22 protein-coding genes are annotated in these 22,555 nt (G+C 64.0%); 10 read left to right on the top strand and 12 right to left on the bottom strand.

Features of this window, described 5'->3' with window-relative positions:
• Positions 1-73: 73 nt before the first annotated feature.
• The 5 genes from rplT to infC all read right to left on the bottom strand — a co-directional run bounded on the left by rplT (position 74) and on the right by infC (position 2,920).
• Positions 74-475, bottom strand: a complete 402-nt coding sequence (rplT, locus tag AC0L2C_RS07390; RefSeq protein WP_023796882.1) for a 50S ribosomal protein L20 — start codon at positions 473-475, stop codon at positions 74-76.
• 37 nt (positions 476-512) lie between these two features.
• On the bottom strand, positions 513-716 hold the full coding sequence (rpmI, locus tag AC0L2C_RS07385) for a 50S ribosomal protein L35 (RefSeq protein ID WP_006201248.1): 204 nt from the start codon (positions 714-716) through the stop codon (positions 513-515).
• Positions 717-891: 175 nt separating this feature from the next.
• Complete coding sequence (locus AC0L2C_RS07380; RefSeq protein WP_128244572.1) at positions 892-1,548, bottom strand: methyltransferase family protein; 657 nt, start codon at positions 1,546-1,548, stop codon at positions 892-894.
• A gap of 51 nt (positions 1,549-1,599) precedes the next feature.
• Complete coding sequence (locus tag AC0L2C_RS07375; RefSeq protein WP_091592968.1) at positions 1,600-2,244, bottom strand: methyltransferase family protein; 645 nt, start codon at positions 2,242-2,244, stop codon at positions 1,600-1,602.
• A gap of 139 nt (positions 2,245-2,383) precedes the next feature.
• Entirely contained in the window at positions 2,384-2,920 is a 537-nt protein-coding gene (gene infC, locus AC0L2C_RS07370; protein ID WP_077374810.1) for a translation initiation factor IF-3, read from the bottom strand.
• A 211-nt stretch (positions 2,921-3,131) separates the two neighbouring features.
• Between infC and AC0L2C_RS07365 the strand changes: the two genes are divergently transcribed.
• From AC0L2C_RS07365 to AC0L2C_RS07350, 4 genes are all read left to right on the top strand, one after another.
• Positions 3,132-3,908 carry an alpha/beta hydrolase gene (locus AC0L2C_RS07365; RefSeq protein WP_473523056.1) on the top strand — a complete coding sequence of 259 codons (777 nt, stop codon included), beginning with the start codon at positions 3,132-3,134 and terminating at the stop codon, positions 3,906-3,908.
• A 3-nt stretch (positions 3,909-3,911) separates the two neighbouring features.
• Positions 3,912-5,066 (top strand): benzoate/H(+) symporter BenE family transporter, encoded by a 1,155-nt coding sequence (locus AC0L2C_RS07360; RefSeq protein WP_473523055.1) that lies wholly within the window; start codon positions 3,912-3,914, stop codon positions 5,064-5,066.
• 117 nt (positions 5,067-5,183) lie between these two features.
• A complete protein-coding gene (locus AC0L2C_RS07355) occupies positions 5,184-5,654 on the top strand; it encodes a DUF2852 domain-containing protein (protein ID WP_473523054.1) in 471 nt (156 codons plus the stop codon).
• Positions 5,655-5,758: 104 nt separating this feature from the next.
• Positions 5,759-6,517 carry a M48 family metallopeptidase gene (locus AC0L2C_RS07350; RefSeq protein ID WP_027152023.1) on the top strand — a complete coding sequence of 253 codons (759 nt, stop codon included), beginning with the start codon at positions 5,759-5,761 and terminating at the stop codon, positions 6,515-6,517.
• Positions 6,518-6,606: 89 nt separating this feature from the next.
• Here the strand turns inward: AC0L2C_RS07350 and AC0L2C_RS07345 are convergent, their stop codons facing one another.
• Positions 6,607-6,825, bottom strand: coding sequence for a hypothetical protein (locus AC0L2C_RS07345; RefSeq protein ID WP_023796889.1), 219 nt, complete (start codon positions 6,823-6,825; stop codon positions 6,607-6,609).
• 140 nt (positions 6,826-6,965) lie between these two features.
• On the opposite strand from AC0L2C_RS07345, the gene AC0L2C_RS07340 reads away from it, so the two are divergent.
• From AC0L2C_RS07340 to AC0L2C_RS07315, 6 genes are all read left to right on the top strand, one after another.
• Positions 6,966-7,625 carry a phosphoribosylanthranilate isomerase gene (locus AC0L2C_RS07340; RefSeq protein WP_287120308.1) on the top strand — a complete coding sequence of 220 codons (660 nt, stop codon included), beginning with the start codon at positions 6,966-6,968 and terminating at the stop codon, positions 7,623-7,625.
• A gap of 33 nt (positions 7,626-7,658) precedes the next feature.
• Positions 7,659-8,909, top strand: coding sequence for a tryptophan synthase subunit beta (gene trpB, locus AC0L2C_RS07335; RefSeq protein ID WP_287120117.1), 1,251 nt, complete (start codon positions 7,659-7,661; stop codon positions 8,907-8,909).
• A 2-nt stretch (positions 8,910-8,911) separates the two neighbouring features.
• On the top strand, positions 8,912-9,751 hold the full coding sequence (gene trpA / locus AC0L2C_RS07330; RefSeq protein ID WP_027152027.1) for a tryptophan synthase subunit alpha: 840 nt from the start codon (positions 8,912-8,914) through the stop codon (positions 9,749-9,751).
• Between the two features lie 96 nt (positions 9,752-9,847).
• Positions 9,848-10,774 (top strand): acetyl-CoA carboxylase, carboxyltransferase subunit beta, encoded by a 927-nt coding sequence (gene accD / locus AC0L2C_RS07325; RefSeq protein WP_023796893.1) that lies wholly within the window; start codon positions 9,848-9,850, stop codon positions 10,772-10,774.
• Positions 10,775-10,899: 125 nt separating this feature from the next.
• Positions 10,900-12,225, top strand: a complete 1,326-nt coding sequence (locus tag AC0L2C_RS07320; protein WP_473523053.1) for a bifunctional folylpolyglutamate synthase/dihydrofolate synthase — start codon at positions 10,900-10,902, stop codon at positions 12,223-12,225.
• 62 nt (positions 12,226-12,287) lie between these two features.
• Complete coding sequence (locus tag AC0L2C_RS07315) at positions 12,288-12,707, top strand: VOC family protein (RefSeq protein WP_473523052.1); 420 nt, start codon at positions 12,288-12,290, stop codon at positions 12,705-12,707.
• Between the two features lie 38 nt (positions 12,708-12,745).
• Here AC0L2C_RS07315 and AC0L2C_RS07310 read toward each other — a convergent pair whose 3' ends face one another.
• From AC0L2C_RS07310 to tsaE, 6 genes are all read right to left on the bottom strand, one after another.
• Complete coding sequence (locus AC0L2C_RS07310; RefSeq protein WP_023796896.1) at positions 12,746-13,027, bottom strand: cupin domain-containing protein; 282 nt, start codon at positions 13,025-13,027, stop codon at positions 12,746-12,748.
• A gap of 217 nt (positions 13,028-13,244) precedes the next feature.
• Positions 13,245-13,568, bottom strand: coding sequence for a thioredoxin (gene trxA / locus AC0L2C_RS07305; protein ID WP_091592579.1), 324 nt, complete (start codon positions 13,566-13,568; stop codon positions 13,245-13,247).
• 74 nt (positions 13,569-13,642) lie between these two features.
• A complete protein-coding gene (gene addA, locus AC0L2C_RS07300; protein ID WP_473523051.1) occupies positions 13,643-17,152 on the bottom strand; it encodes a double-strand break repair helicase AddA in 3,510 nt (1,169 codons plus the stop codon).
• Positions 17,149-20,277 carry a double-strand break repair protein AddB gene (addB, locus tag AC0L2C_RS07295; RefSeq protein WP_473523050.1) on the bottom strand — a complete coding sequence of 1,043 codons (3,129 nt, stop codon included), beginning with the start codon at positions 20,275-20,277 and terminating at the stop codon, positions 17,149-17,151. Before addB ends, addA begins: the two co-directional genes overlap by 4 nt.
• The gene (locus tag AC0L2C_RS07290) at positions 20,274-21,044 is read right to left on the bottom strand and encodes a nucleotidyltransferase family protein (protein WP_473523049.1); all 771 of its coding nucleotides are present in this window, start codon (positions 21,042-21,044) and stop codon (positions 20,274-20,276) included. The genes addB and AC0L2C_RS07290 overlap by 4 nt, the downstream gene beginning before the upstream one ends.
• On the bottom strand, positions 21,041-22,552 hold the full coding sequence (gene tsaE, locus AC0L2C_RS07285; RefSeq protein ID WP_473523048.1) for a tRNA (adenosine(37)-N6)-threonylcarbamoyltransferase complex ATPase subunit type 1 TsaE: 1,512 nt from the start codon (positions 22,550-22,552) through the stop codon (positions 21,041-21,043). Before tsaE ends, AC0L2C_RS07290 begins: the two co-directional genes overlap by 4 nt.
• Positions 22,553-22,555: the final 3 nt, after the last annotated feature.

Raw genomic sequence — 22,555 nt, 5'->3', positions numbered from 1 at the left:
AAGAAAAACCCGCGCCAGCCCTGCCAGCGCGGGTTTCCCAAATCAAGTGTCGATGTGCTTGGGAAGGCGCTGGTTAGGCTACAGCGCTTTCAAAAGCGTTCGGCGTGGTGTTCTTGAGGTACTCGAGCGCGACCTTGGCCTTGGCCACAAGGGCGGCAAATGCCTGCGGCTCGTGGATGGCCATGTCCGACAGGACCTTGCGATCGATCTCGATGCCGGCCTTGTTGAGACCGTCGATGAACCGGCCATAGGTCAGGCCGTGCTCGTGGGTCGCGGCATTGATGCGCTGGATCCACAGAGCGCGGAACGAACGCTTGCGGTTCTTGCGGTCGCGGTAGGCATACTGCAGCGACTTTTCCACCGCCTGCTTGGCGATGCGAATGGTGTTCTTGCGGCGGCCGTAGAAACCCTTGGCGGCTTTCAGGACCTTTTTGTGTTTGGCGTGCGAGGTGACGCCTCTTTTTACGCGTGCCATGTCATGATCTCCTTAAAACTTGTCCAGACCGAATGCCTTAGAGGCCGTTCGGCAGAAAATTCTTGATGACCTTCTTGCCATCCGGTTCAGCCAGAACCATCGTGCCGCGGGCATTTCGAATGAACTTGTTGGAACGCTTGATCATGCCGTGACGCTTGCCGGCCGCAGCCGACAGGACTTTACCCGTACCTGTGATCTTGAACCGCTTCTTGGCGGCTGACTTGGTCTTCATCTTGGGCATTTTGCTACTCCGTTTATGTGCGCATCATCGCGCTTTTTGTTCGCTTCAGGCCGACCAAAGCCCGAAAAGCAAATGAAACCGCCACGGCATGCCCTGCCGGGCGGTTTTTGGGAACGGCGGTGCTATACGTCAAAGCGGGCCGGCGTGCAACACCCTGTGCCGACACACAATGGGCCTATGGGAAACGGAACAGCACCGGAAGTATGCCCGATTGCTGGGCGGCGTCGATCGATTCGAAAAACGGCATGGCGACGAGGAACACCAGTCCGTCCAGCAGCGTCGTCCGCAGCAGGCGCGGCTTGAAGCCGCCGGTGTCGCCTTCCTGATACAGCGAAAGCTTCGGGAAAAAGCGCGGCACTCGCGCCATATAGGCCTGGAATGGCGTTCCGAAGGCCTCCTTCAGGAACGTCTCTTCGCGCAGGATGACGACATGAAAGGCGGCGGCGCAAATCACCGCGAAGCCGATCGCCGCAGTGATCGAGCCCATCTGCGCGCCGACGCCGGCGGCAGCTATCGAGGAGAAGACATAGAGCGGATTGCGGGTGATCGAATACGGTCCGCCGGTAACCACCTCGGAGGATTTGCGTCCGCCGATATAGAGCGTCGACCACAAGCGCCCGACAATGCCAAGAAAGATCAGCAGGACGCCGACCATTTCGATCGTTTCGTGCGGCACGCTTTCGGGAGGAAAAGCAGACTGGCCAAACAGCAGCGCTGCGAACATGACGACCACGAGGGCGGCAAGCACCATCCTGCGCGCGTGCTGATACCTGCCCAGCGCACGCCTGGCCTGCGCTTGTTCGGCCTGCGCAGATTTAACTTCATTGAGCATGTCGGGAATCCAATCGTCGAGGAACTTGCCGGCGATCGCGGCATCCGCAGCTCAATACAGCCAGAAGAGGACGGGAATTACGCCTCTTTCCTGTCCGGACTCGATGAGTTCGAAAAACGGTACGGAAGCCACGAACATCAAGCCGTCGCGCAGCGTGTGATTAAAAATGCGCGGTGTGAAGGTGACCTCGGCCTGATCGCGATAAAGCCGGGGATTAGGAAAAAACCGCGGCACCCGTGCGATGTAGTCCTTGTACGGCGCCCCGAGCACGGTCGTCAAATGCCGTTCCTCGCGCAGCGTGACGATGTAGAACGCGGCCGCGCACAAAACCGCCGACGCCACCGAGACGATCACGCTGCCGGTCTGGGCGCCGATGCCGGCGGCCCCAATGGTGGAGAAAAAATACAGCGGGTTGCGCATCACCGAATATGGGCCGGTAGCAACCAGTTCGGCCGACTTGCGGCCGCCGATATAGAGGATCGACCAGAGCCGGCCGCCAATCCCGATCAGTATCAGGGCGATGCCGTACTGCCCCTCTATGCGTTCGTGGCCTAGTTCATCGTGGGTGGAGCCGCCGAAGATCAGCAAAGCGCAAAAAGCACCGATCAGCAGCGCCAGCAGGACGCGCCGGCGCCGCTGATAGCGGCCCATTTCGTCGAACGATCTTTCAATCGGAGAACGTGCCGCAGCGGCCATGGACAATCCTTTCGCCGCGAGGACCGGCAACCGGACTCCTTGTCGATGCAACTTGCGGAGAAATCATGGCGACGACAAAACAAACAAAAGGCCGCCGAAGCGGCCTTTGCTTTGACGGGGACCGCGTTAGCGGAATCGCTTAGCGGGGCGCCAGCACCATCATCATCTGGCGGCCTTCGAGCTTCGGTTCGGCTTCGACTTTGGCGATCGGTGCAACTTCCTCGCGAACCTTGTTCAAAAGCTGCATGCCGAGTTCCATATGCGCCATCTCGCGGCCGCGAAAGCGCAATGTCAGCTTGACCTTGTCACCTTCCTCGAAAAACCGCCGGACCGCTTTCATCTTGGTCTCGTAGTCATGGCTGTCGATGTTCGGGCGCATCTTGATCTCTTTGATCTCGATGACCTTCTGGTTCTTGCGCGCCTCGGCCGCCTTCTTCTGGTTGGCGTATTTCAGCTTGCCGAGATCGAGAATTTTTACGACGGGCGGCACTGCGTTGGGCGATATCTCGACCAGATCGAGCCCAGCCTCTTCGGCGAGCAACAATGCGTCGTTGATGGAGACATCGCCATGGTTGTGGCCTTCGGCGTCGATAAGCTGGACCCGGGGAACCCGGATGTCACGGTTGGAGCGCGGGCCCTCCTTGGTGGGCGCCGTTGCTTTGAAAGGTCTGCGAATGGTCGTGGTCTCCTTGAGCCGTTTCGTTCGGGGTTTTCAATTCAGAATTGCGAACGCGCCAATGTGGTGAGCGCGCGGCCGGAGTCAATAGCACAGCGCTCACAGGAAATCACCTGTTCCCTGACTTCTGCCTGCACCAAACGAAGAAAGTTGCCGAGCACTTTTCGATGAACCGTTCGCTGTGTCAAAAGACCTGCGTGAGGAGTGAGCCATGACCGCACCGGTTTTTCTCGACGTCGACGGAACCAGCATCGCTGTCAGGCGCGCTGCGGGTGCCGAGCCAGGCATTGTCTGGCTCGGCGGCTACAAGTCGGACATGCTGGGCACCAAGGCCGAGAAGCTGGCGGAATGGGCGAGCGGGCAAGGCCGGGCTTTCCTGCGCCACGACTATTCCGGTCACGGCGAATCGGGCGGCGCCTTTGCCGACGGCACCGTCTCGAACTGGCTTTCGCAAAGTCTTGCCGTCTTCAATCATTTCACGCAAGGCAGGCAAATCCTGGTCGGCTCCTCGATGGGCGCATGGATCGCGCTGCGCATGGTCCAGGAATTGCGCCAGGAATTGCACACGCCAGGCGAGAACCGCATCGCCGGTCTGGTGCTTCTAGCGCCGGCGCCGGATTTCACCGCCGAGTTGGTCGAGCCGGCGCTGACCAAAGCGCAGAAGCGCGATCTTGCCAAAAAAGGTTTTTTCGAGGAGCCGTCGGACTATTCGGCCGAGCCTTACGTCTACACCCGAGCGCTGATCGAGGACGGCCGCAACAACCGGATGCTGAGCGGGCCGATCGACACCCACTGCCCCGTCCACATATTGCAAGGGCTGGCCGATGCCGACGTGCCGCCGAGCCATGCGCTGAAACTGGTCGGCCTGTTGCCGGCCGACGACGTCACGCTGTCGCTGATCCCCGACGGCGACCACCGCCTGTCGCGGCCTCAGGATCTCGACATGCTGGTGCGGGCGGTCGACGCCATGGTGCGGCAGGCAGGCTAGGACATGCGCATTTCCATTCCGGTATCCGCCTTCGTCGCAGCGATCGTCGGCTTCGGCGGCACGTTGGCCATCGTCATCGCCGCCGCCAAGGCGGTCGGCGCGACGCAGGTCGAAACCGCGAGCTGGGTGACGGCGATCTGCCTCGCCATGGCGATCGAGAGCCTGTGGCTGTCGTGGCGCACCAGGATGCCGGTCATCGCCGCATGGTCGACGCCGGGGGTTGCGCTGATCGCGGCATCGAGCGGCTTTTCGATCAACGAGGCCGTCGGCGCCTTCATCGTCACCGGGATTTTGCTGATTGCCACCGGCCTGTTCAGGCCCTTGACCAAGCTGATCGCCAGGATACCGGCCTCGGTCGCGTCGGGGATGCTCGCCGGCATCGTTGTCACCTTCGCCATCAATGCGGTGAAGGCGATTCCCGTCGACCCATGGCTGATCCTGCCGCTGATCGCCGCCTTCTTTGTCATCCGCCTGTTCAATCCGGCGCTCTCGGTGCTGGCAGTGCTGATCGGCGGCGGCGCTGCCGCCTTCCTCACCGGCCGGGTCGGTGGTCTGCCAACCCCGGAACTTTCGACATTGACGCTGATTGCGCCGCAGTTCACCGTCACGGCGATTATCGGCCTGGCGCTGCCGCTTTATCTCGTCACCATGGCGTCGCAGAACCTGTCCGGCCTCGCCGTGCTGAGGGCGGCGGGCTACCACCCGGAACCCGGCCCGCTGATCGGCGTCACCGGCCTGCTTTCGCTGCTGTCGGCACCATTCGGGGCCTCGACCACCAATCTGGCGGCGATCTCGGCGGCGATCTGCACCGGCCCCGACGTGCATCCCGATCCGGGCGAGCGCTGGAAGACCGGTCCCTTCTACGCGCTTGCCTACCTCGTCTTCGCCATTTTCGGCGCCTCGCTGGTGGCGATCTTCGCCGTGCTGCCGCAGAGCCTGATCGTGCTTGTCGCCGGACTGGCGCTGATGGCGCCGCTCGCCAACGCGCTGTCGATCGCCTTGTCGATCGCCTTGAAGGAAGACGGCGAACGCATGGCCGCTACCGTCACCTTTGCCGTCACCGCCTCGGGGCTGACGCTGTTCGGCGTCGGTGCGGCGTTCTGGGGCCTGATTGCGGGCCTGATCGTCCTTTTCCTTGAAACGCTCAAAAAGCGATAATCATTTCAAACGCTTGTCCGGTTTTGGCCGACACTGTCTTGAATCGCCGTTTTTCTCATCCCATTTCGATTCCACGCAGCCGGGATTGGCTGTCTCCAACTGAAGGATTGGGAGAAAATGAACACATCTGCATTGATCCGTCCGGCCTGGACGCCGGCGACCATCGCTCTGATGGTGATCGGTTTTATGGTGTTCTGGCCGCTCGGCCTCGCCATGCTCGCCTACATCATCTGGGGCGACCGGCTTGACGGCTTCAAGCGCGACGTCAACCGCGCGACCGACGGCATCTTCGCCGGCTGCCGCCGCGGTTCCGACAAAGCGGCGCGCTGGGGCCACGGCTCTGCCCGCACCGGCAACGTCGCTTTCGACGACTGGCGCGAAAAAGAACTCGAGCGGCTCAATGAAGAGCGCCGCAAGCTCGACGAGATGCTGAGCGAGTTCGACGAATACGCCAGGGAATTGCGTCGCGCCAAGGACCAGGAAGAGTTCGACCGCTTCATGGCGAACCGCAACAAGTCGACGTCGCCCACAACCGGCGGGCCCACAACCGGAGGTAGCAAATCCACGCCAGGCCTGCTTGACGAGTAAGGCACTTGCCTCGACATAAATAATAATCAAAAACGGCGTCGCGTCAGCGGCGCCGTTTCTTTTTTGTTCTATTCGTTTTCCTCGAATCACGTATCGTCCTGGCCATGTCATTCGGCTTCTTCCGCAACCTGACCAAACCCAGGCCCGCCCCCGTCGTGGAGCGGGAGCATTGTGTTGCCGGCCGCACGCTGCCGCTCAAGATCGTCGAGAGCGACCGGGCGCGGCGATTGACGCTGCGCATCGATTCCGGCGGCCGGGGCCTACGCATCACCGTGCCACCGGGCCTGCGGCGAGGCGAGGTGGAAAAATTCCTTGACCGCCATCAGGACTGGCTGGAGCAGCGGCTGGCCAAAGTGCCCAACCGGCCGCAGGTGCGGCCCGGTATCAAAATTCCGGTGCGCGGCGTGCCGCATCGCATCGTTCATGAGCCCTCGAAACGCGGTACCGTCACGCTGTCGTGCGACGAACGCGGTCCGCTGATGATCGTGCATGGCGAGCGCGTGCACCTGCCGCGCCGCATCGCCGATTTCCTCAAGCGCGAGGCCAAGCGCGAGATCGAGCGGTTGGTGGTCAGGCACACCGGGACGATCGGCAAGCGCGCCAAGGCAATCCGCTTCAAGGACACGTCGAGCCGCTGGGGGTCATGCACGTCGGACGGCAACCTGTCGTTCTCCTGGCGCATCATGATGGCGCCGCGACCGGTCATAAACTATCTCGTCGCGCATGAGGTGGCGCATCTCAAGGAGATGAACCACGGCCCGAAATTCTGGAAACTGTGTGAGCAGCTCTGCCCCGACACCGAGCGCTGCAAGGACTGGCTCAAGCGCAATGGCGGCGCGCTGCAAGCGATCATGTTCGAGTAGGATGCTTGAAGGCGGAGCGGAATAAAAACTGTAGCGATCCTTCGCACCCCCCTCTGTCCCCCCGGCATCAATAGGTTCTGCACTGCCGCTCAGTCGTCATTCGCCGCATTCAACTCCTCCGGCCGCAGCCCCTCGTCGGTATGGCGCGGCCATGGCAGGAAGTCCTTCTTGAAGGCATTGCTGCCGAAATAGTCGAGCGCGCGGTGTGCCTCGGCGCCGTTGAAGGCGGCCTTGTCCATCAGATGAGCGATGACCTCGCGAGCCTGCGCGACTTTTTGCCTGAGTTGGGCGACGGTATCGTCTGCCATGCTTGTTTGCTCCCGTCGGTATTATCTGAAGTAAGTAGCCCGTTCCGCTCTCTTGTCTTAGGAAGGTAGCGCGTTCCGCGCCGGTGGCAAACATGCGCTTTTTCTCGACTCTTTTGCCGTTTCGTGCCAATCCCCGCGTCATGGCGCTCGACATCAAGATATGCGGACTGAAGACCGACAAGGCATTGGCCGCGGCATTGGCCGGCGGCGCCAGCCATGTCGGCTTTATTTTCTTTGCCAAAAGCCCGCGCTATATCGAGCCGGCGGAAGCCGGCCGCTTGCGCGAAGCGGCAATCGGCAAGGCCAAGGCGGTTGCCGTGACGGTCGACGCCGGCGATGCGTTTCTGGATGAAATCGTCGAAAAAATGCAGCCCGACATGCTGCAGCTGCATGGCTCGGAAACGCCGGAGCGGGTGGCCGAGATCAAGGCCCGCTACGGCCTGCCGGTGATGAAGGCGCTGCCGGTCAGCGATACTGCCGACCTGGAGCGGACAAGACCCTTCGTCGGCATTGCCGACCGTTTCCTGTTCGACGCCAAGCCGCCGAAGGGTTCGCAACTGCCGGGCGGCAACGGCATTGCTTTCGACTGGCGCATTCTGGCCGGCCTTGACGCAGGCGTCGATTACATGCTTTCCGGTGGGCTCAACGCCGCCAACATCGGCGATGCCTTTCGGCTTGCCAACCCGCCCGGACTAGACATTTCCTCAGGCGTGGAAAGCGCGCCGGGCGTCAAGGATCCGGCGCTGATCGAACAGTTTTTCCGGGCCGTCAAGGCAGCACGCGACAGCCGCGCCGCCTGACCGTGCTTCAAACCACAAGCTAGGAGATCGGCGATGAACAAGCCGGCGATACCCAATTCCTTCCGCACCGGACCCGACGAGCAGGGCATGTTCGGCATCTTCGGCGGTCGTTTCGTTGCCGAAACATTAATGCCGCTGATCCTCGACCTCGAGCGGCACTGGAACGAGGTCAAGGACGATGCGGATTTCATGGCCGAACTGACTGACCTTTCGACCCACTATGCCGGGCGGCCGTCGAAGCTTTATTTCGCCGAAGGCCTGACCAGGCATCTTCGCGAAATTTCCGCGGCTAAGGGCCTCGGGGGCGGCGCAAAGGTCTATTTCAAGCGCGAGGATCTGAACCACACCGGCTCGCACAAGATCAACAACTGCCTCGGCCAGATCCTGCTGGCCAAGCGCATGGGCAAGAAGCGCATCATCGCCGAGACCGGCGCCGGCCAGCACGGCGTCGCGTCGGCCACCGTAGCGGCGCGTTTCGGCTTTCCGTGCGTCGTCTATATGGGCGCCACCGACGTCGCCCGGCAAAGCCCGAACGTCTTCCGCATGAAGCTGCTCGGCGCCGAGGTGCGGCCGGTGACCGCCGGCCACGGCACGTTGAAGGACGCCATGAACGAAGCTCTTCGGGATTGGGTGACCAATGTCGAGGACACCTACTACCTGATCGGCACCGCTGCCGGCCCGCACCCCTATCCGGAGCTGGTGCGCGACTTCCAGTCGGTGATCGGCATCGAGGCGCGCGCCCAGATCCTCGAACAGGAAGGGCGGCTGCCGGACACGATCATCGCCGCCGTCGGCGGCGGCTCCAACGCCATCGGCCTTTTTCACCCGTTCCTCGACGACCGCAGCGTAAAGATCATCGGCATCGAGGCCGGTGGCCGCGGCCTCGACGGCATCGAGCATTGCGCCTCAATGAACGCCGGCGCGCCCGGCGTGCTGCACGGCAACCGCACCTATCTCCTGCAGAACGCCGACGGGCAGATCATGGACGGGCATTCGATTTCGGCCGGCCTCGACTATCCCGGCGTCGGGCCGGAGCATTCCTGGCTGCGCGACAGTGGCCGCGTCGACTATGTGCCTGTTCTCGACGACGAGGCGCTGGAGGCGTTTCAGTTGACGACACGCGTCGAAGGCATCATTCCGGCGCTCGAATCCGCCCATGCCATCGCGCATGCGGTGAAGATCGTGCCCGCCATGGACAAGGACCAGATCGTCATTGTCAACCTGTCCGGCCGCGGCGACAAGGACGTGCATACGGTGGCCAATATGCTGGGCATGGAGATCTGATCATGACCACCCGCATCGACCGCCGTATGGCCAAACTGAAGGCCGAAGGGCGCCCGGCACTCGTCACCTATTTCATGGGCGGCGACCCGGACTACGACACCTCCCTGTCGATCATGAAGGCGCTGCCCGGCGCCGGCAGCGACATCATCGAGCTCGGCATGCCGTTTTCCGATCCGATGGCCGACGGCCCGGCGATCCAGGCGGCCGGCCTGCGCGCGCTGAAAGGCGGGCAGACGCTGGTCAAGACGCTGAAGATGGCGTCGGAATTCCGTGCCGCCGACAATGAAACGCCGATCGTTTTGATGGGCTACTACAATCCGATCTACATCCACGGCGTCGACCGCTTCCTCGGCGATGCGCTGGCCAGCGGCATAGACGGGCTGATCGTCGTCGACCTGCCGCCGGAAATGGATGAGGAGCTGTGCATTCCGGCGCTGAAGGCCGGCATCAATTTCATCCGGCTGGCGACGCCGACCACCGACGACAAGCGCCTGCCCAAGGTGCTGCAGAACACCTCCGGCTTCGTCTATTACGTGTCGATGACCGGCATCACCGGCTCAGCACTTGCCGACACCGGCAAGGTGGCGGCGGCGGTCAGGCGCATCAAGGGCCATACCGACCTGCCGGTCTGCGTCGGCTTCGGCGTCAAGACCGCCGAGCAGGCCCGCATCATCGGAGCGTCGGCCGACGGCGTCGTCGTCGGCACTGCGATCGTCAATGCGGTCGCCAATGTTCTGGGGCCGAAGGGCGAAAAGACCGCCGACCCGGCCGAGGCGGTCGCCACGCTGGTCAGCGGGCTTTCGCAAGGCGTGCGCGCGGCCCGCCTTGCTGCCGCCGAATAGTCTTGATCTTCTGGTTTGACCATGATCTCCACCGAAAACCGGTTTCCACTTTTCGGGATCATGGTCTAACTCTTCGTCAGGACAGGAGCCGAAACGATGAACTGGATCACCAACTACGTTCGACCAAAGATCAATTCGATGCTCGGCCGGCGCACCGACATGCCTGAAAACCTCTGGATCAAGGATCCGGAGACCGGCGAGATGGTCTTCCACAAGGATCTGGAGCAGAACCAGTTCGTCATCCCGTCCTCCGGCCATCACATGAAGATCTCGGCCAGGGAGCGGCTGAGATTCTTCATGGACGACGGCAAGTACGAGATGCTCGAAAACCCCAAGGTGGTGCAGGATCCGCTGAAATTCCGCGACGAGAAGCGCTACACCGACCGGCTGAAGGACGCCAAGGCCAAGACCGGGCTGGAGGACGCGATCATCAATGCGCTGGGTACCGTCGAAGGCCTGCCCGTGGTGGTGACCGTGCAGGACTTCGCCTTCATGGGCGGCTCGCTCGGCATGGCCGCCGGCGACGCCATCGTTCGTGGCTTCGAGGTCGCAGTGCAACGCAAGCGGCCGCTGATCCTGTTCGCGGCCTCCGGCGGCGCCCGCATGCAGGAGGGCATCCTGTCGCTCATGCAATTGCCGAGAACCACGATCGGCGTCGATCGGCTGAAGGAAGCCGGTCTTCCCTATATCGTCGTTCTGACCAACCCGACTACCGGCGGCGTCACTGCCTCCTACGCCATGCTGGGCGACGTGCACATCGCCGAGCCCGGCGCGCTGATCGGCTTTGCCGGGCCGCGCGTGATCGAGCAGACGATCAGGGAAAAGCTGCCCGACGGCTTCCAGCGCTCCGAGTATCTGATGGAGCACGGCATGGTCGACATGGTGGTGTCGCGGCTGGAGATGCGCCAGACGATCGCACGGCTCCTGAAAATGCTGCTCAAGCTGCCGGAAGAAGAAAAGCCGCTGGAACCGGAAATCCTGCCGCCGGTGGCGGTCCCGGCGGAAGCACGCCCGCAAGCCTGACGCGACATCCGTCGTCGCGAACCGCGAATGCGCGCCATCTGTGGCGCTGTAGCATCTTGATTTCACGCATGATTCCTTTCCGAAAATCGATTTCGATTTTCGGGGTCATGCGCTAGGATTCTCCCATGAGCACGCTTGCCGCCGACCGCGAAATCGAAAGCCTGATGTCGCTTCATCCGAAGGGCTTCGATCTTTCGCTCGACCGCATTTCGCGGCTGCTGGAGCGGCTTGGCAATCCGCAGGACCATCTGCCGCCGGTCATCCACATCGCCGGCACCAACGGCAAGGGCTCCTGCGCCGCGTTTTCGCGGGCGCTGCTCGAAGCGGCCGGCCACCGCGTCCATGTCCACACATCGCCACATCTGGTGAACTGGCATGAGCGCTACCGGCTGGCCGCCGACGGCGGCGGCAGGCTGGTCGAGGACGAGGTCTTCGCCGATGCCATCGCCCGCGTCGCCAAGGCCAATGAAGGCCAGAAGATCACCGTCTTCGAGATCCTCACCGCCGTCACCTTCCTGCTGTTTTCCGAACATCCGGCAGATGCCGTCATCATCGAGGTCGGCCTTGGCGGCCGCTTTGATGCCACCAATGTCATCAAGGAACCGGCGGTGTCGGTGATCATGCCGGTCTCGCTCGACCACGAATCCTTTCTCGGCGATCGTGTCGAACTGATCGCAGCCGAAAAGGCCGGCATCATCAAGGGCGGTTGCCCGGTGGTCATCGGCGCGCAGGAAAGCGAAACGGCGCTTCAGGTGCTTATCGAAACCGCCGAGCGGCTCGACTGTCCCGCCTTCGTCTATGGCCAGGATTTCCTCGCCTTCGAGGAAAACGGCCGGATGGTCTATCAGGACGAAGACGGGCTGATGGACCTGTCGCCACCGCGCCTGCCAGGGCGCCACCAGTTCGCCAATGCGGCGGCGGCGATTGCGGCGGTCAAGTCGGCAGGTTTCGAGATCAGCCATCGCGTCGCCGACAAGGCGATGGCCAATGTCACCTGGCCGGGGCGGATGCAGAAATTGCCGCAAGGCAGGCTGACGGAACTGGCGCCAAAGGGCGCCGACATCTGGCTCGACGGCGGCCACAATCCCGGCGCCGGTGTGGTCGTCGCCGAGGCATTGGCCGAGCAGGAGGAAAAAAACCCGCGGCCGCTGTTCTTGATTTGCGGCATGATCAACACCAAGGACCAGAGCGGCTATTTCCGCGCCTTTAAGGGCCTGGTGCGGCATGTTTACACGGTGCCGGTGAGCCTCAGCGAGGCCAGCGTGCCGAATGACGAACTGGCGATCCGCGCCGTCGAAGCCGGCCTGTCGGCCGAACCGGTGAGCTCCGTCGCCAATGCGCTGATGCTGCTGCGCGACACGTGGGACGGACCGCCGCCGCGCATCCTGATCAGCGGCTCGCTCTATCTGGCCGGCGCGGTGCTGGCCGAAAACGGCACGCCGCCGGTTTGAGGCGCTGGTTCACCAGGGCACGATGACGCCGGACTTCGTCAGATCACCGCGAGGAGCCAGCCATGATCAACGTAAAGCAGCTCGCTCACGTTTGCATTTTCGCAGATGATCTCGAAGTGACGCGAAGCTTCTATCGGGACGTCCTCGGCATGGACACCCAGTTCAACTTCCTGCGCGACGGCAAGATTTTCGGTTTCTACCTCAATTGCGGCAGCCGCAGCCACGTCGAGGTGTTCCAGAAAGACGGGGCCAGCTATAGCGACTTGAACCAGATCAACCACTTCTGCCTTGAAGTGGAAAACCTTGACGCCGCGATCGCCCACGTAAGAGCGAAAGGCGTTGAAGTCACATCAAAGAAACACGCATGCGATGATACCTACCAGGCGTGGATTCGCGATCCTAATAACGTGAAGATAGAACTGTTTGAGTACACAGAGAAAAGTGCGCAGTTCGTCGGAGGCGATCGTATCGCGGATTGGTGATCGCCTCACGCCTATGGCGGAGACGGCCTCGGTGGGGACTACTTCAGCTCAATCTCGATGAAGGCATACTCGCCCTCATTGGCATTGATGACGTCATGCTCCACGCCCTCCTTGCGGAAATAGGGCGCCCCCTTCTTCATTTCGGCGAAGGATTCGCCGTCCTTGGTCAGGAGCTTGAGCTTGCCGTCCATCAGCGGCACGACGACATAATCATGGCCATGGCGATGCCAGCCGGTATTGTCACCCGGTGCGAAGCGGTATTCGGTGACGATGACGCGCTCATTGTCGATGAAGACGGTGGCCTTGGCGGATCCGGTCATGTCGTTCTCCTGCTTTAAGCCAGACAAGAACATGGGCCGGCAAGTGGCGAGTGCCACGGCGGACCAGCCGCATGACCCAGAAAATCCGATCCGATCTTCGGTCAGATCAAGCGCTGCAGCGTCCTTCGCGCGTCCAGGGGGACGCGCGGCACATTAGATGACGCGCAGCAAAAAGCCCGGCGCGAGGGCCGGGCTTGTCTGCGGATTTTCCGCCGGATCAGGCGAGATTGCCGTTGATCCAGTGCGACAGCGCCGTCTTCGGCGCGGCGCCGACCTTCATGTCGGCCATTTCGCCGCCCTTGAAGATCATCAGCGTCGGGATCGAGCGCACGCCGAACTGCGCGGCCAACTCGGGATTCTCGTCGATGTTGAGCTTGGCGATCTTGACCTTGCCGCCGAGTTCGATGGCGATGTCTTCCAGCGCCGGCGCGATCATCTTGCACGGGCCGCACCATTCCGCCCAGAAATCGACGACGACCGGCTCCTTGGCGTCAAGCACATCGGTCTGGAAATTGCTCTTGTCGACCTTGACGGTGGCCATGCGAAAATCCTTTCGAGAGTTATTGTCGCACCAAATGTGGTGGTGATCGCGCCCTTCTTCAAGCAGCTGTTGTGTCACGCTCCCGTGAGTCGGGCAAGGGCGTCGTCCATCGCCGCCGGTGGCAGCTCGATCAATCGCGGCGCTTCAGTGAACAGCAGCGCCGCCGAGACCTCATGCCCGGGATAAAGCGGCTGGAGCAGTGCGCGATAGAGCGCGAGCTGCAGGACATAGGCCGGTGGAACGTCCGCCAGCGCTGCAGGCGCCGGCCGGTTGGTCTTGTAGTCGACTATCGACACCTTGCCTGATGTGATCGCCAGCCGGTCGATCTTGCCGGAGATCGAGCGCAGCTTGCCCTTGACCTCCAGGCTGCCCATGACCGCGACCTCAGCGCGTGAGTTCGGCGCAAACAGCTGATCGAAGCGGCTGTCGGCAAGGATCGCCGCCACTGAAGCCAAGGCCTTGTCGCGCTCGGTTTCAGGCCATTGCGCGCCAGCGCGCTTGAGGTAGCGCTCCGCGGCATCGCGGCGTTCGGTCTCGGCGATGCCGGGCAGCATCTGCAGCAATTTGTGCAGCGCCAGCCCCCGCATCACCGCAAAGCCAGGTTCTGCCTCGGTGTCCAGCACCGGCGAGCCGGTGTCGACTACGGCTTGCCTGGCCTCATCGATCAGCGCCGAGGCGCCGGACGGCGACAGCGGCCGCGGCAGATCCTCGAAGGGCGGCAAGGGCTGGAACAGGCTCTTCGGCAACGGCTCGAACTGTTGCGCCTGCCGCGCCGCTTCGGCGGCCGCCTGTGCGACCGGCGGAAATTTTGTCACGTGAAAGCGATGCACGGTCTCGCCGGTGGCGGGATGCTGCCGCTCGATGCTTTCGGGCGCGCCGACCAGCGCGCGGCTGACAATCGAGTGCCAGGTGCCGGCATTCGGCACCCGCTTGCCGTGATAGCCGCAGACGATCAGCCGGTCTTCGGCGCGGGTCATGCCGACATAGAGCAGCCGGCGGTATTCGTCGTCGGCCAGTTCGCGCGCGCGGACCGAAGCGGCCCGCGAAAAGCCATTGGCGACATCGCCAGCCGAACGCCAGAGATAGCCCTTGCCGTCCCAGTGTTGGCCCGAGCCATCGAACGGCATCAGTCGCGGCAGATGCTGATCGCTGAACGGCGCCGAGCCACCATCGACCAGGAACACGACGGGCGCCTCGAGGCCCTTGGCGGCATGCACGGTCATGACGCGAACCTCGTCGCGGGTCTGGTCCATTTCGCGCTTGATCTCGGGGCCGGCATTCTCCAGCGTCGACAGGAAGGATTCCAGCCCTGGCAGGCCGGTCCGCTCCTCGGCCAGGCAGAAGCTCAGGAATTCGTCGAGGATGTCGCCGGCTTCCGGCCCGAGCCGCGCGATCATTTTCTTGCGCAAGCCGTCGCGGGCGAGAGCCCCGGCATAGAATTCGAACACCGGCCTGAATGCGGCTTCATCGGACCATGTGTCGAGCTGGGCAGCGATTGCGGCCAAGGCGGCGCTTTCGCCGGCTTGCTGCCTGAGCGAAGCGATCAACGAGAGGCCGGACGGCCGCTCGCCGGCGAGCGCGAAAAGCATCTCTTCCGAAACGTCGAAAATCGGGCTGCGCAGCACGGAGGCGAGCGACAGATCGTCCTCGGGCTGGACAAGAAAGTGGCCGAGCGCGATCAGGTCCTTGACCGCGATATGACCGGGCAGGCTGAGGCGGTCGGCGCCGGCGACCGGGATGTCGCGGCGCTTCAGTGCGCGCGTCAGGGCATGGACGAAACGATCGCGCTTGCGCACCAGCACCAGCACGTCGCCGGGCCGAAGCTTCTTGCCGCGGCCTTCGATGATCTCGCCGGCGCCGATCCAGCCGGCAATGGTTGCCGCCACGTTTTCGGCAATACGCACCGCCGGCGCATGGGCGTGGTCGACGGCTTGCGTCCAGTCGTCGGGTTCGTCGACGACGTCGGCGCCGATCGACGGCCAGACCTCGACATAGCCCGGCGCATCGCTGCGGATCGCCTTGTGGGTCAGCGGGTCGGGATCGTGGCTGATGCCGCGCCGCACGAGCGGGTCGGCAAAGACACGGTCCACCGCCGCAAGCACGTCTTCGGTCGAGCGGAACGACCAGGTCAGCTTGAGATCGGCGAAGGTGGCTTTGGCGTCGCGCACTTTCGCGGAAAACAGCAGCCTTGAGTCGGCGAAGGAGTCGGGCGCCGCTCCTTGAAAGGAATAGATCGACTGTTTTTCGTCGCCGACGGCGAACACCGTGCGGTGAACATTGTCGCGTGCGCCGAGCCCGGCAAAGAATTCCTCGGCCAGTCGCTTCACCACCTCCCACTGGTCGGGACTGGTGTCCTGCGCCTCGTCGAGCAGGATATGGTCGATGCCCTGGTCGAGCTTGTACTGCACCCAGGGGCCGGCGTCGGGCCGCGCCAGGAGATTGACCGTTCGGGTAATGAGGTCGTTGAAATCGAGGAAGCCGCGGGCGCGCTTCAAGTGCTCGTAGCGGGCGATCAGCCAGTCGGCGATGGTCAGCGCGGCACGTGTGCCCTCCAGCATCCTGAACAAGGCCAATCGGTCGGAGATTTCGAGAATAGCATCGACCGCTGACAGATAGCGCTCGGCAAGATCCGGCAGCCGGTCGAGCAACGCCTTCTTGAACATTGCCGGCTCATAAGGCTCGCCATCGCCTCGCAGGAAGGCTTTTGCCAGCAGATGCAGCCGGCGAACCGGATCATCCTCGGCGAAGGCAAGACGCGCATAGGGCAGAACGTTGTTGAGCACGAAGCGGGCATCGGCGGATTCGGCAGCGCGGGCAAAGGTGATGAAATAGTGCGGCAGGAAGCCCGGCAGCGGCCAGACGGACGTCGCCAGGCCTTCGGCGGTCTGGCCGGCGCGAAACCTGAACTCGTCGAACAGCGCCTGAAAACCATCGCCGCCGGCCGCGCTGATGAAAGCGCGCAGACCGTCGCGCTTGCGCACGATCTCGGCCAGCAAGGCGTCAAGCCCATGTTCGCCGCCGCGTTCCAGAATGGTGGCGAAAGCCTCGGCCAGCCCCGCATCGCCGGCGGCCGTGCCCGAGATCATGTCACGGCGGGCGGCACCGAAGAGCGACGCCTCCATCTGCGGATCGAGCATTTCGAAATGGGCCGGTATGTTGGCCTCCAGCGGGAACTGGTGCAGCACCGATTCGCAGAAGGCGTGGATGGTCTGGATCTTCAGCCCGCCGGGCGTCTCCAGCGCCTCGGCGAACAGCCGGCGGGCGCGGCGCATGGTTTCGCGATCGGGCTGGCGACCGTCCAGCGTCTCTATCCTTGTCGCCAGTTCTGCATCGCCAAGCGCCGTCCATTCCGACAATGTCGAAAACACCCGGTTCGACATGTTGGCGGCGGCGGCGCGGGTGTAGGTCAGGCACAGGATCTTCGACGGATCGGTGCCACGCAGCAGAAGACGGATGACACGCTGGGCCAGCACATGGGTCTTGCCCGATCCGGCGTTGGCCGACACCCAGGCGGAATTTTGCGGATCTGAGGCGCTTGCCTGGCTGACGGCGGTATCGGTCGGGATGGGATAGGCCTTCTTCATGCCTCCCCTCCCTCGTCGTCGGCGTCGCCGCCGGCAGACCATTCGAGCACGCGGGCGAGATGGTCGTAGTCGCCGTCGGTCTCGCCCTCGCGAAACGGCAACGCCCGCGACAAGTATCCGGTCGCCGGGTTGGCATAGTGGATCAGCAGTTTTTCGAGCCGCGCCCAGGCCTCCTCGGCGAGGTCTGCGGCGGTTCGCGGCTTGCGGTTGTATTCGAGGATGGATTCCTCGAACACCTCGCCGTTCGGCTTCAGCCTGATGAAGGCCAGCTGCGACGGCTCGCGCGCGCCAAGCCCCTTGAAGGCGCCGCGCCTGAGCAGCGCGCCCTCGAGCGCCAGTTGCGGCGAAAGCAGCGTATGAGCCTGCGCCTTGGACGGCGAGGAGCCGGTCTTGTAATCCAGGATGTCGGCCATGCCGCCGGCCAGGAGATCGACGCGATCGGCATAGCCGGACAGCGTCACGCCGGACTGGCCGACGCCTGTTTTCTCGGCGCGCTCCTCGGCATGCCGCATTGTCACGGCTAAGGCGCGGCCGCGTTCCCATTCGATGATGCCGGCGGCGAGCTTTTCGAAGCGCGGCCACCACACCGCCTCGACATCGGGAGGAAGGGCCGCCTCGGCAAAGCATGCTCGGCCGGCGGCAATGAGACCGTCCAGCGCCTCCGGCACAAGCGGATCGGCCACGGTCCGCGAAAAAAGATGCAGGATGGCGTGTAACAGCGTGCCGCGTTCGGCAGCACCCGGGTCGCGGATGACCGGGTCGAGCGGCATCAGGCGGAGGATCCTCCTGGCATAGATCGCGTAAGGGTCGCGGCGCAGCGTTTCGATCTCGGTGACCGAGAAATGTTGCGGCCGCACATCCAGCGGTGGCTTCGGCTGCGGCCGCGGCGCGAAGTCTCTTCGTTCGCCGGCATCGAGCGCACGGGCCCAGGACAGGAATTCATCACCACGCCGGCGAAGCACCGCCGCATGGTCCTTGCCGATGAAGGTCAGCAGGCGCTGCAGCCAGCGCGACGGCACTGCCGGCGCGTCGCCGGAGCGGGCGGAGCGCGCCAGCACCACTTTCTTCGCCCCCATCGCCATCTGGAAATCATGGGCGGCCAGGCCGATGCGCCGTTCGGGCGGCTCGAGGTCGATGCCGGTCTTCATCAGCCGGGACATGAAGCGGTCGCTTTCCGGCTTGCGCGGCCACACGCCTTCGTTGAGCCCGCCGACGACCAGCGTGTCGACGTTCTGCAACCGGGCTTCCAGCGTACCCCAGATGGCGATGTTCCTGTCGGTGCCTTGTGCCGGCTTGACCGTCTCGGGTGCGATCAGCGCCTCCATCACATCGGGCCATTCGTCGGCTCCGAAGGAGAACGACGCCGAGGCAGCGACCAGCCCGCGCAAGAGCTCGGTGAGCTTTTCGCCGGCGTCGTCGGCATAGAGTTCGCTCAGACAGCCACCCGCGGAGCGGCCGAGACCTTCGAGCGCGACGACGCTGGCCCGCACAAGTGTGGCAAGATCGGCATTCTCCTCGTCGCGATAGGCAACCAGCGGCGCAAGCGCGGCGGTTAACCGGATCAGCAGGTCTCGGGCTTCTTCGATGCGCCTGACCGAAAGCCGCGATCGCCAGAAGGGCGGGCGGCGATTGCCGCGATCATCGAATTCGAGGAGCCGGGCATCGAAGAGCTCCGGCAGCGAGGCGACGTCGGGGCGGCCGGTGCCGCCGCGCAGCGCCACCAGTTCGACGATCTCCACCGCGCGACGGACGCTTGTGCGTTCCAGACCGAGGCCAAGCAGCGGGTGCTTGAGCAGCGACAGCAGGGCCACGGGATCGCCGGGGCGGAACGCCGCCTGAAGCGCCAGTCTGAGCAGGCCGGCGGCTGGCGTGTTGATGAGCGGTGTGCCGCCCGAATCGTCGGCGACGACACCAAAGCGCAACAGCTCGACCGAGACGCGCCGCGCCAGGGCGCGGTCGCCGGTGACGAGCGCGGCGCGCTGGCCGGGCTCTTCGACGGCGCGTTTCAGCGCGACGGCGATCGCCACCGCTTCGTCGCGCTCGCCGGCGGCTTCGAGCAGCGTCACGTCGGCGAAGGCCTCGGTGATATCGCCGGCCGTAAAGCGGGCGCGCGTCTCGACCCACAGCTCGGTGGTCTCCGCCGGCCGCAGCGCCTCGCCGACAAGTGCGGCGCGCAGCGCGAGCGGCCTTTCGGCAACGGCGATCTCCTCGACATCGCCGCGCAGCACGCCGATCTTGCCGATCAGTTTTGCCAGGCCGTATTGCGGGTGGCCAAGCAAGGCCGGCCGCGCGCCGGGCACCGCAATTGCCTGGAATGACGGCTCATCCAGCATCAGGTCGAGGCCGGGCAGCACGACCGCGCCGCTGGGCAGGCCGGCGATCACCGCAAGCAATTCAGCGGTGGCGGGAATGGACCCGGTGGAGCCGGCGGCGATCACCGGCCCGGTCGGCGGATTGCGCTTCAGCCGCGCTGCTTCCAGCCTTATCAGCGCATTGCGATGCGCAGCCGGGTTGGAGCGATTGCGTTCTTCGAGGAGATTCGGCCAGTTTTCGGTGACGATGCTCAGGAAGTCGAGCGTCACTTGCCACCAGCCGGCGAGGTTGCCGGTCACCAGATCGGCGAGCCTGGTCCAGTCCGTGCCTTCCGTCTCGATCTCGTCCATCAGCCGGGCCAGGTCGCGCGCCAGCCAGATGGCATCGGCGGCCGACGCCGGCACAACGATCTCCTCGTCGAAAAGTGCCGCGACATGCGCCGGCAGGCGGCGTTTCCAGGCGCGCACCAGCGGCGCCAGCAGCAGCAGGCGCTCGATCGCGGCGATCGGCGGCGCGAGGTCGATGGCGGCCGATGCGTCGGCCTCGAACGCGGCCTCGTCCTCGTCGAACTCGCCGAGCGGGCGGATGACCGGCAGTATCGCCGAGCGGCCACCCAGACAGTCGACGAAGACGCCGCGCAGCGCCCGCGCGGCGCGGCGCGTCGGCACGTAGATGGTGGCGTCGGCCAGCGCCAGCGGGTCGCCGTCGAAGCGGAAACCGGAAACGAGGCGCCCTGACAGCAGGGCCTCGGCCAGCGTCGGCAGAAACGGCGCTCCGGGCGGGATCGAGAAAACGCGGCGGGAGCCGCTCATTTCAACTCGGTGAGAGCGCTGGTCAACTCGGTAAGAGTGCCGGGCGACTCAGCAAGAGCGGTGGCAACGACCGCTTCCGCAAGCGGAATGGCGTCGGGCGTGCCAACGGTGATCCAATGGCCGTGCATCACCATGCCGTACAGGCGGCCGGCTGCGATGGCTGCATCGAAATAGGCGTTGAGCGAGTGTGGGCCGGCCGGCGCATCCTTGAAAAGCCTGGGATGGACGATCGCCGCGCCGGCATAGATCAGGCCTGTCGGGTCGCCTTTCGAACGCCGCAAGGCGCCGTCCGGCGCCATCAGGAAATCGGTGCCGCCGCTGTGTCCGGTTGCCGACTGGGAGTCCGCGAGCATCAGCAGAATATCCATTTTCGCCGCGTCCCATGCAAGGGCGAGGCGGGCAAGGTTGGGCACGCCGCTGTCGATCCAGAAGGTGTCGGCGTTGACGATGTAAAAGGGAGCCCCTCCCAGTTCCGGCAAAGCATGGACGATACCGCCGGCGGAATCGAGCAGTGTTTGGCTTTCGTCGGAAATAACGACGCGCGGCGCGCGGCGCGCGGCGACGTGGGCGACGATCTGCTCGGGAAAATAATGGACGTTGACGATGGCCTTGTCGACGCCGGCACGGGCCAGGCCGTCCAGGCTCCAGTCGAGCAACGTCTTGCCTGATATCCTGACCAGCGGTTTCGGCATTGTGTCGGTGATTGGCCGCATGCGCTTTCCCAGCCCGGCGGCAAGCACCATTGCGGTTTTGGGACGTGTCGTCACAGCGGCCGCTCCTCCAGCAGCCCGTGGGCGGTGTAGAAATCCCGCAGGCCGGCCAGTGCCGGATGCGCCAGCGCCCGCCGAAGATAATCGCGGATGCGCGGCAGGTGTTTCAGATAATAGGGCTTGCCGTCGCGCTTTTCGAGCCGGACGAAAATGCCGAGGATCTTCGAATTGCGCTGCGCCGCCATGATCGCATAGGCCTCGACGAATTCGTCCTCGTTGAAAGCACCGGCCTTATGGCGCGCAGCGATATAGGCATCGAGCGTCCGTCGCTCGATCTCAGGCGAGATTGTAACCCGGGCATCCATGGCGAGAGAGGCGAGATCGTAGGCGGAAGGGCCGATCAGCGCGTCCTGGACATCGACGATGCCAAGGCGATCGTGACCGGTACGTTTGCCGCGCCAGATGATGTTCGGCGAATGAAAGTCGCGCAGCATGAGCGTGTATTCGCACCCCTCCAGCCGGTCGAGGGCCGCGTTCCATTCCTTGGTATAGCCGGCGCGCAAGGCATCGCTTGCCGGGCCGCCTGAAATCGCCGGCACATACCAGTCGAGCAGCAATTCGGCTTCGATCATCATGGCGTCGCGGTCGAAAGGCGGCACATCGTGAAAGACGCCGGGCGCGGCCTCGATGCGATCGGGCCACGTCTTGCCGTGCATCATCGCCAGCAGTTCGGCCGCCGCCGCGTAGCGCTCCGCCAGCGGCTGACCGTGCTGGCAGAGAAATTCCTCCGAGCCGAGATGCTCCATGAGAAGAAAGCCCTGGTCCAGGTCCTGCGCGTGGATTTCCGGGGCGCTGACGCCGCCGGTCCGCAATGCCCGATCGATGGCGACGAAGGCGGCGACGGATTGTGCGGTGTGGGCGATCCCCGCATAGGGCTTGCCGTCGCGGACCGGCGGCCCGAGCACCAGCCGCGGCGAGTTCATCAACACGCGCGGCGGCAGGCCGGCCAGCGAGACGACCTCATAGGAGCGGGCCGAGGCGTCGCCGATAAAATAGCGTCTCTGCGCTTCACCCCAGCCGGCTGTTTCGAGAAAATTGCGCATGGCCAGCGAGCGCGCCGCGCGCTCGAAGGCAGCGCCTTGTCCCGACAATCTCGCCAGGCGCCCGTCGTCCTGATGGACGAGTTCGATCAGCACCGAAGTCTTTGGCAAATAGGCCTCTGCCCGCTCCGGCCATTCGACCAGGGCAGCGCCTTGCGCCAGCGCCTCGTCGAAACCCAGTTCGTCCAGTTCGGACGCCGCGGACAGGCGATAGAGGTCGAAATGATGGACGGGGACGCGCGCCTCATAGCTCTGGACGAGCGTGAAGGTCGGGCTCGGCACGTCGAGACCGGCATCGTCGGTCATTGCCCTGATCAACGCCCGCGCCAAAGTCGACTTGCCGGCGCCGAGATCGCCTCTGAGAGCCAGCACGTCGCCGGGGCGCAGCGACATGGCCAGATCCTCGCCCAGCCTTGCGGTCGCAGCCTCGTCGGCGAGAAAACGCTCCAGCACCATGCCTGCCATCGA

The sequence above is a fragment of the Mesorhizobium sp. WSM4845 genome (assembly GCF_055811455.1).
The sequence above is the reverse complement of the archived record's forward strand: the minus strand, read 5'-3'. Positions and strand labels throughout refer to the sequence as shown.

What these genes read in the sequence shown, in the direction of transcription:
- rplT (WP_023796882.1), bottom strand. Translation starts at nt 475, where the DNA reads ATGGCACGCGTAAAAAGAGGCGTCACCTCGCACGCCAAACACAAAAAG.
- rpmI (WP_006201248.1), bottom strand. Translation starts at nt 716, where the DNA reads ATGCCCAAGATGAAGACCAAGTCAGCCGCCAAGAAGCGGTTCAAGATC.
- AC0L2C_RS07380 (WP_128244572.1), bottom strand. Translation starts at nt 1,548, where the DNA reads ATGCTCAATGAAGTTAAATCTGCGCAGGCCGAACAAGCGCAGGCCAGG.
- AC0L2C_RS07375 (WP_091592968.1), bottom strand. Translation starts at nt 2,244, where the DNA reads ATGGCCGCTGCGGCACGTTCTCCGATTGAAAGATCGTTCGACGAAATG.
- AC0L2C_RS07365 (WP_473523056.1), top strand. Translation starts at nt 3,132, where the DNA reads ATGACCGCACCGGTTTTTCTCGACGTCGACGGAACCAGCATCGCTGTC.
- AC0L2C_RS07360 (WP_473523055.1), top strand. Translation starts at nt 3,912, where the DNA reads ATGCGCATTTCCATTCCGGTATCCGCCTTCGTCGCAGCGATCGTCGGC.
- AC0L2C_RS07355 (WP_473523054.1), top strand. Translation starts at nt 5,184, where the DNA reads ATGAACACATCTGCATTGATCCGTCCGGCCTGGACGCCGGCGACCATC.
- AC0L2C_RS07350 (WP_027152023.1), top strand. Translation starts at nt 5,759, where the DNA reads ATGTCATTCGGCTTCTTCCGCAACCTGACCAAACCCAGGCCCGCCCCC.
- AC0L2C_RS07345 (WP_023796889.1), bottom strand. Translation starts at nt 6,825, where the DNA reads ATGGCAGACGATACCGTCGCCCAACTCAGGCAAAAAGTCGCGCAGGCT.
- AC0L2C_RS07340 (WP_287120308.1), top strand. Translation starts at nt 6,966, where the DNA reads ATGGCGCTCGACATCAAGATATGCGGACTGAAGACCGACAAGGCATTG.
- trpB (WP_287120117.1), top strand. Translation starts at nt 7,659, where the DNA reads ATGAACAAGCCGGCGATACCCAATTCCTTCCGCACCGGACCCGACGAG.
- trpA (WP_027152027.1), top strand. Translation starts at nt 8,912, where the DNA reads ATGACCACCCGCATCGACCGCCGTATGGCCAAACTGAAGGCCGAAGGG.
- accD (WP_023796893.1), top strand. Translation starts at nt 9,848, where the DNA reads ATGAACTGGATCACCAACTACGTTCGACCAAAGATCAATTCGATGCTC.
- AC0L2C_RS07320 (WP_473523053.1), top strand. Translation starts at nt 10,900, where the DNA reads ATGAGCACGCTTGCCGCCGACCGCGAAATCGAAAGCCTGATGTCGCTT.
- AC0L2C_RS07315 (WP_473523052.1), top strand. Translation starts at nt 12,288, where the DNA reads ATGATCAACGTAAAGCAGCTCGCTCACGTTTGCATTTTCGCAGATGAT.
- AC0L2C_RS07310 (WP_023796896.1), bottom strand. Translation starts at nt 13,027, where the DNA reads ATGACCGGATCCGCCAAGGCCACCGTCTTCATCGACAATGAGCGCGTC.
- trxA (WP_091592579.1), bottom strand. Translation starts at nt 13,568, where the DNA reads ATGGCCACCGTCAAGGTCGACAAGAGCAATTTCCAGACCGATGTGCTT.
- addA (WP_473523051.1), bottom strand. Translation starts at nt 17,152, where the DNA reads ATGAAGAAGGCCTATCCCATCCCGACCGATACCGCCGTCAGCCAGGCA.
- addB (WP_473523050.1), bottom strand. Translation starts at nt 20,277, where the DNA reads ATGAGCGGCTCCCGCCGCGTTTTCTCGATCCCGCCCGGAGCGCCGTTT.
- tsaE (WP_473523048.1), bottom strand. Translation starts at nt 22,552, where the DNA reads ATGGCAGGCATGGTGCTGGAGCGTTTTCTCGCCGACGAGGCTGCGACC.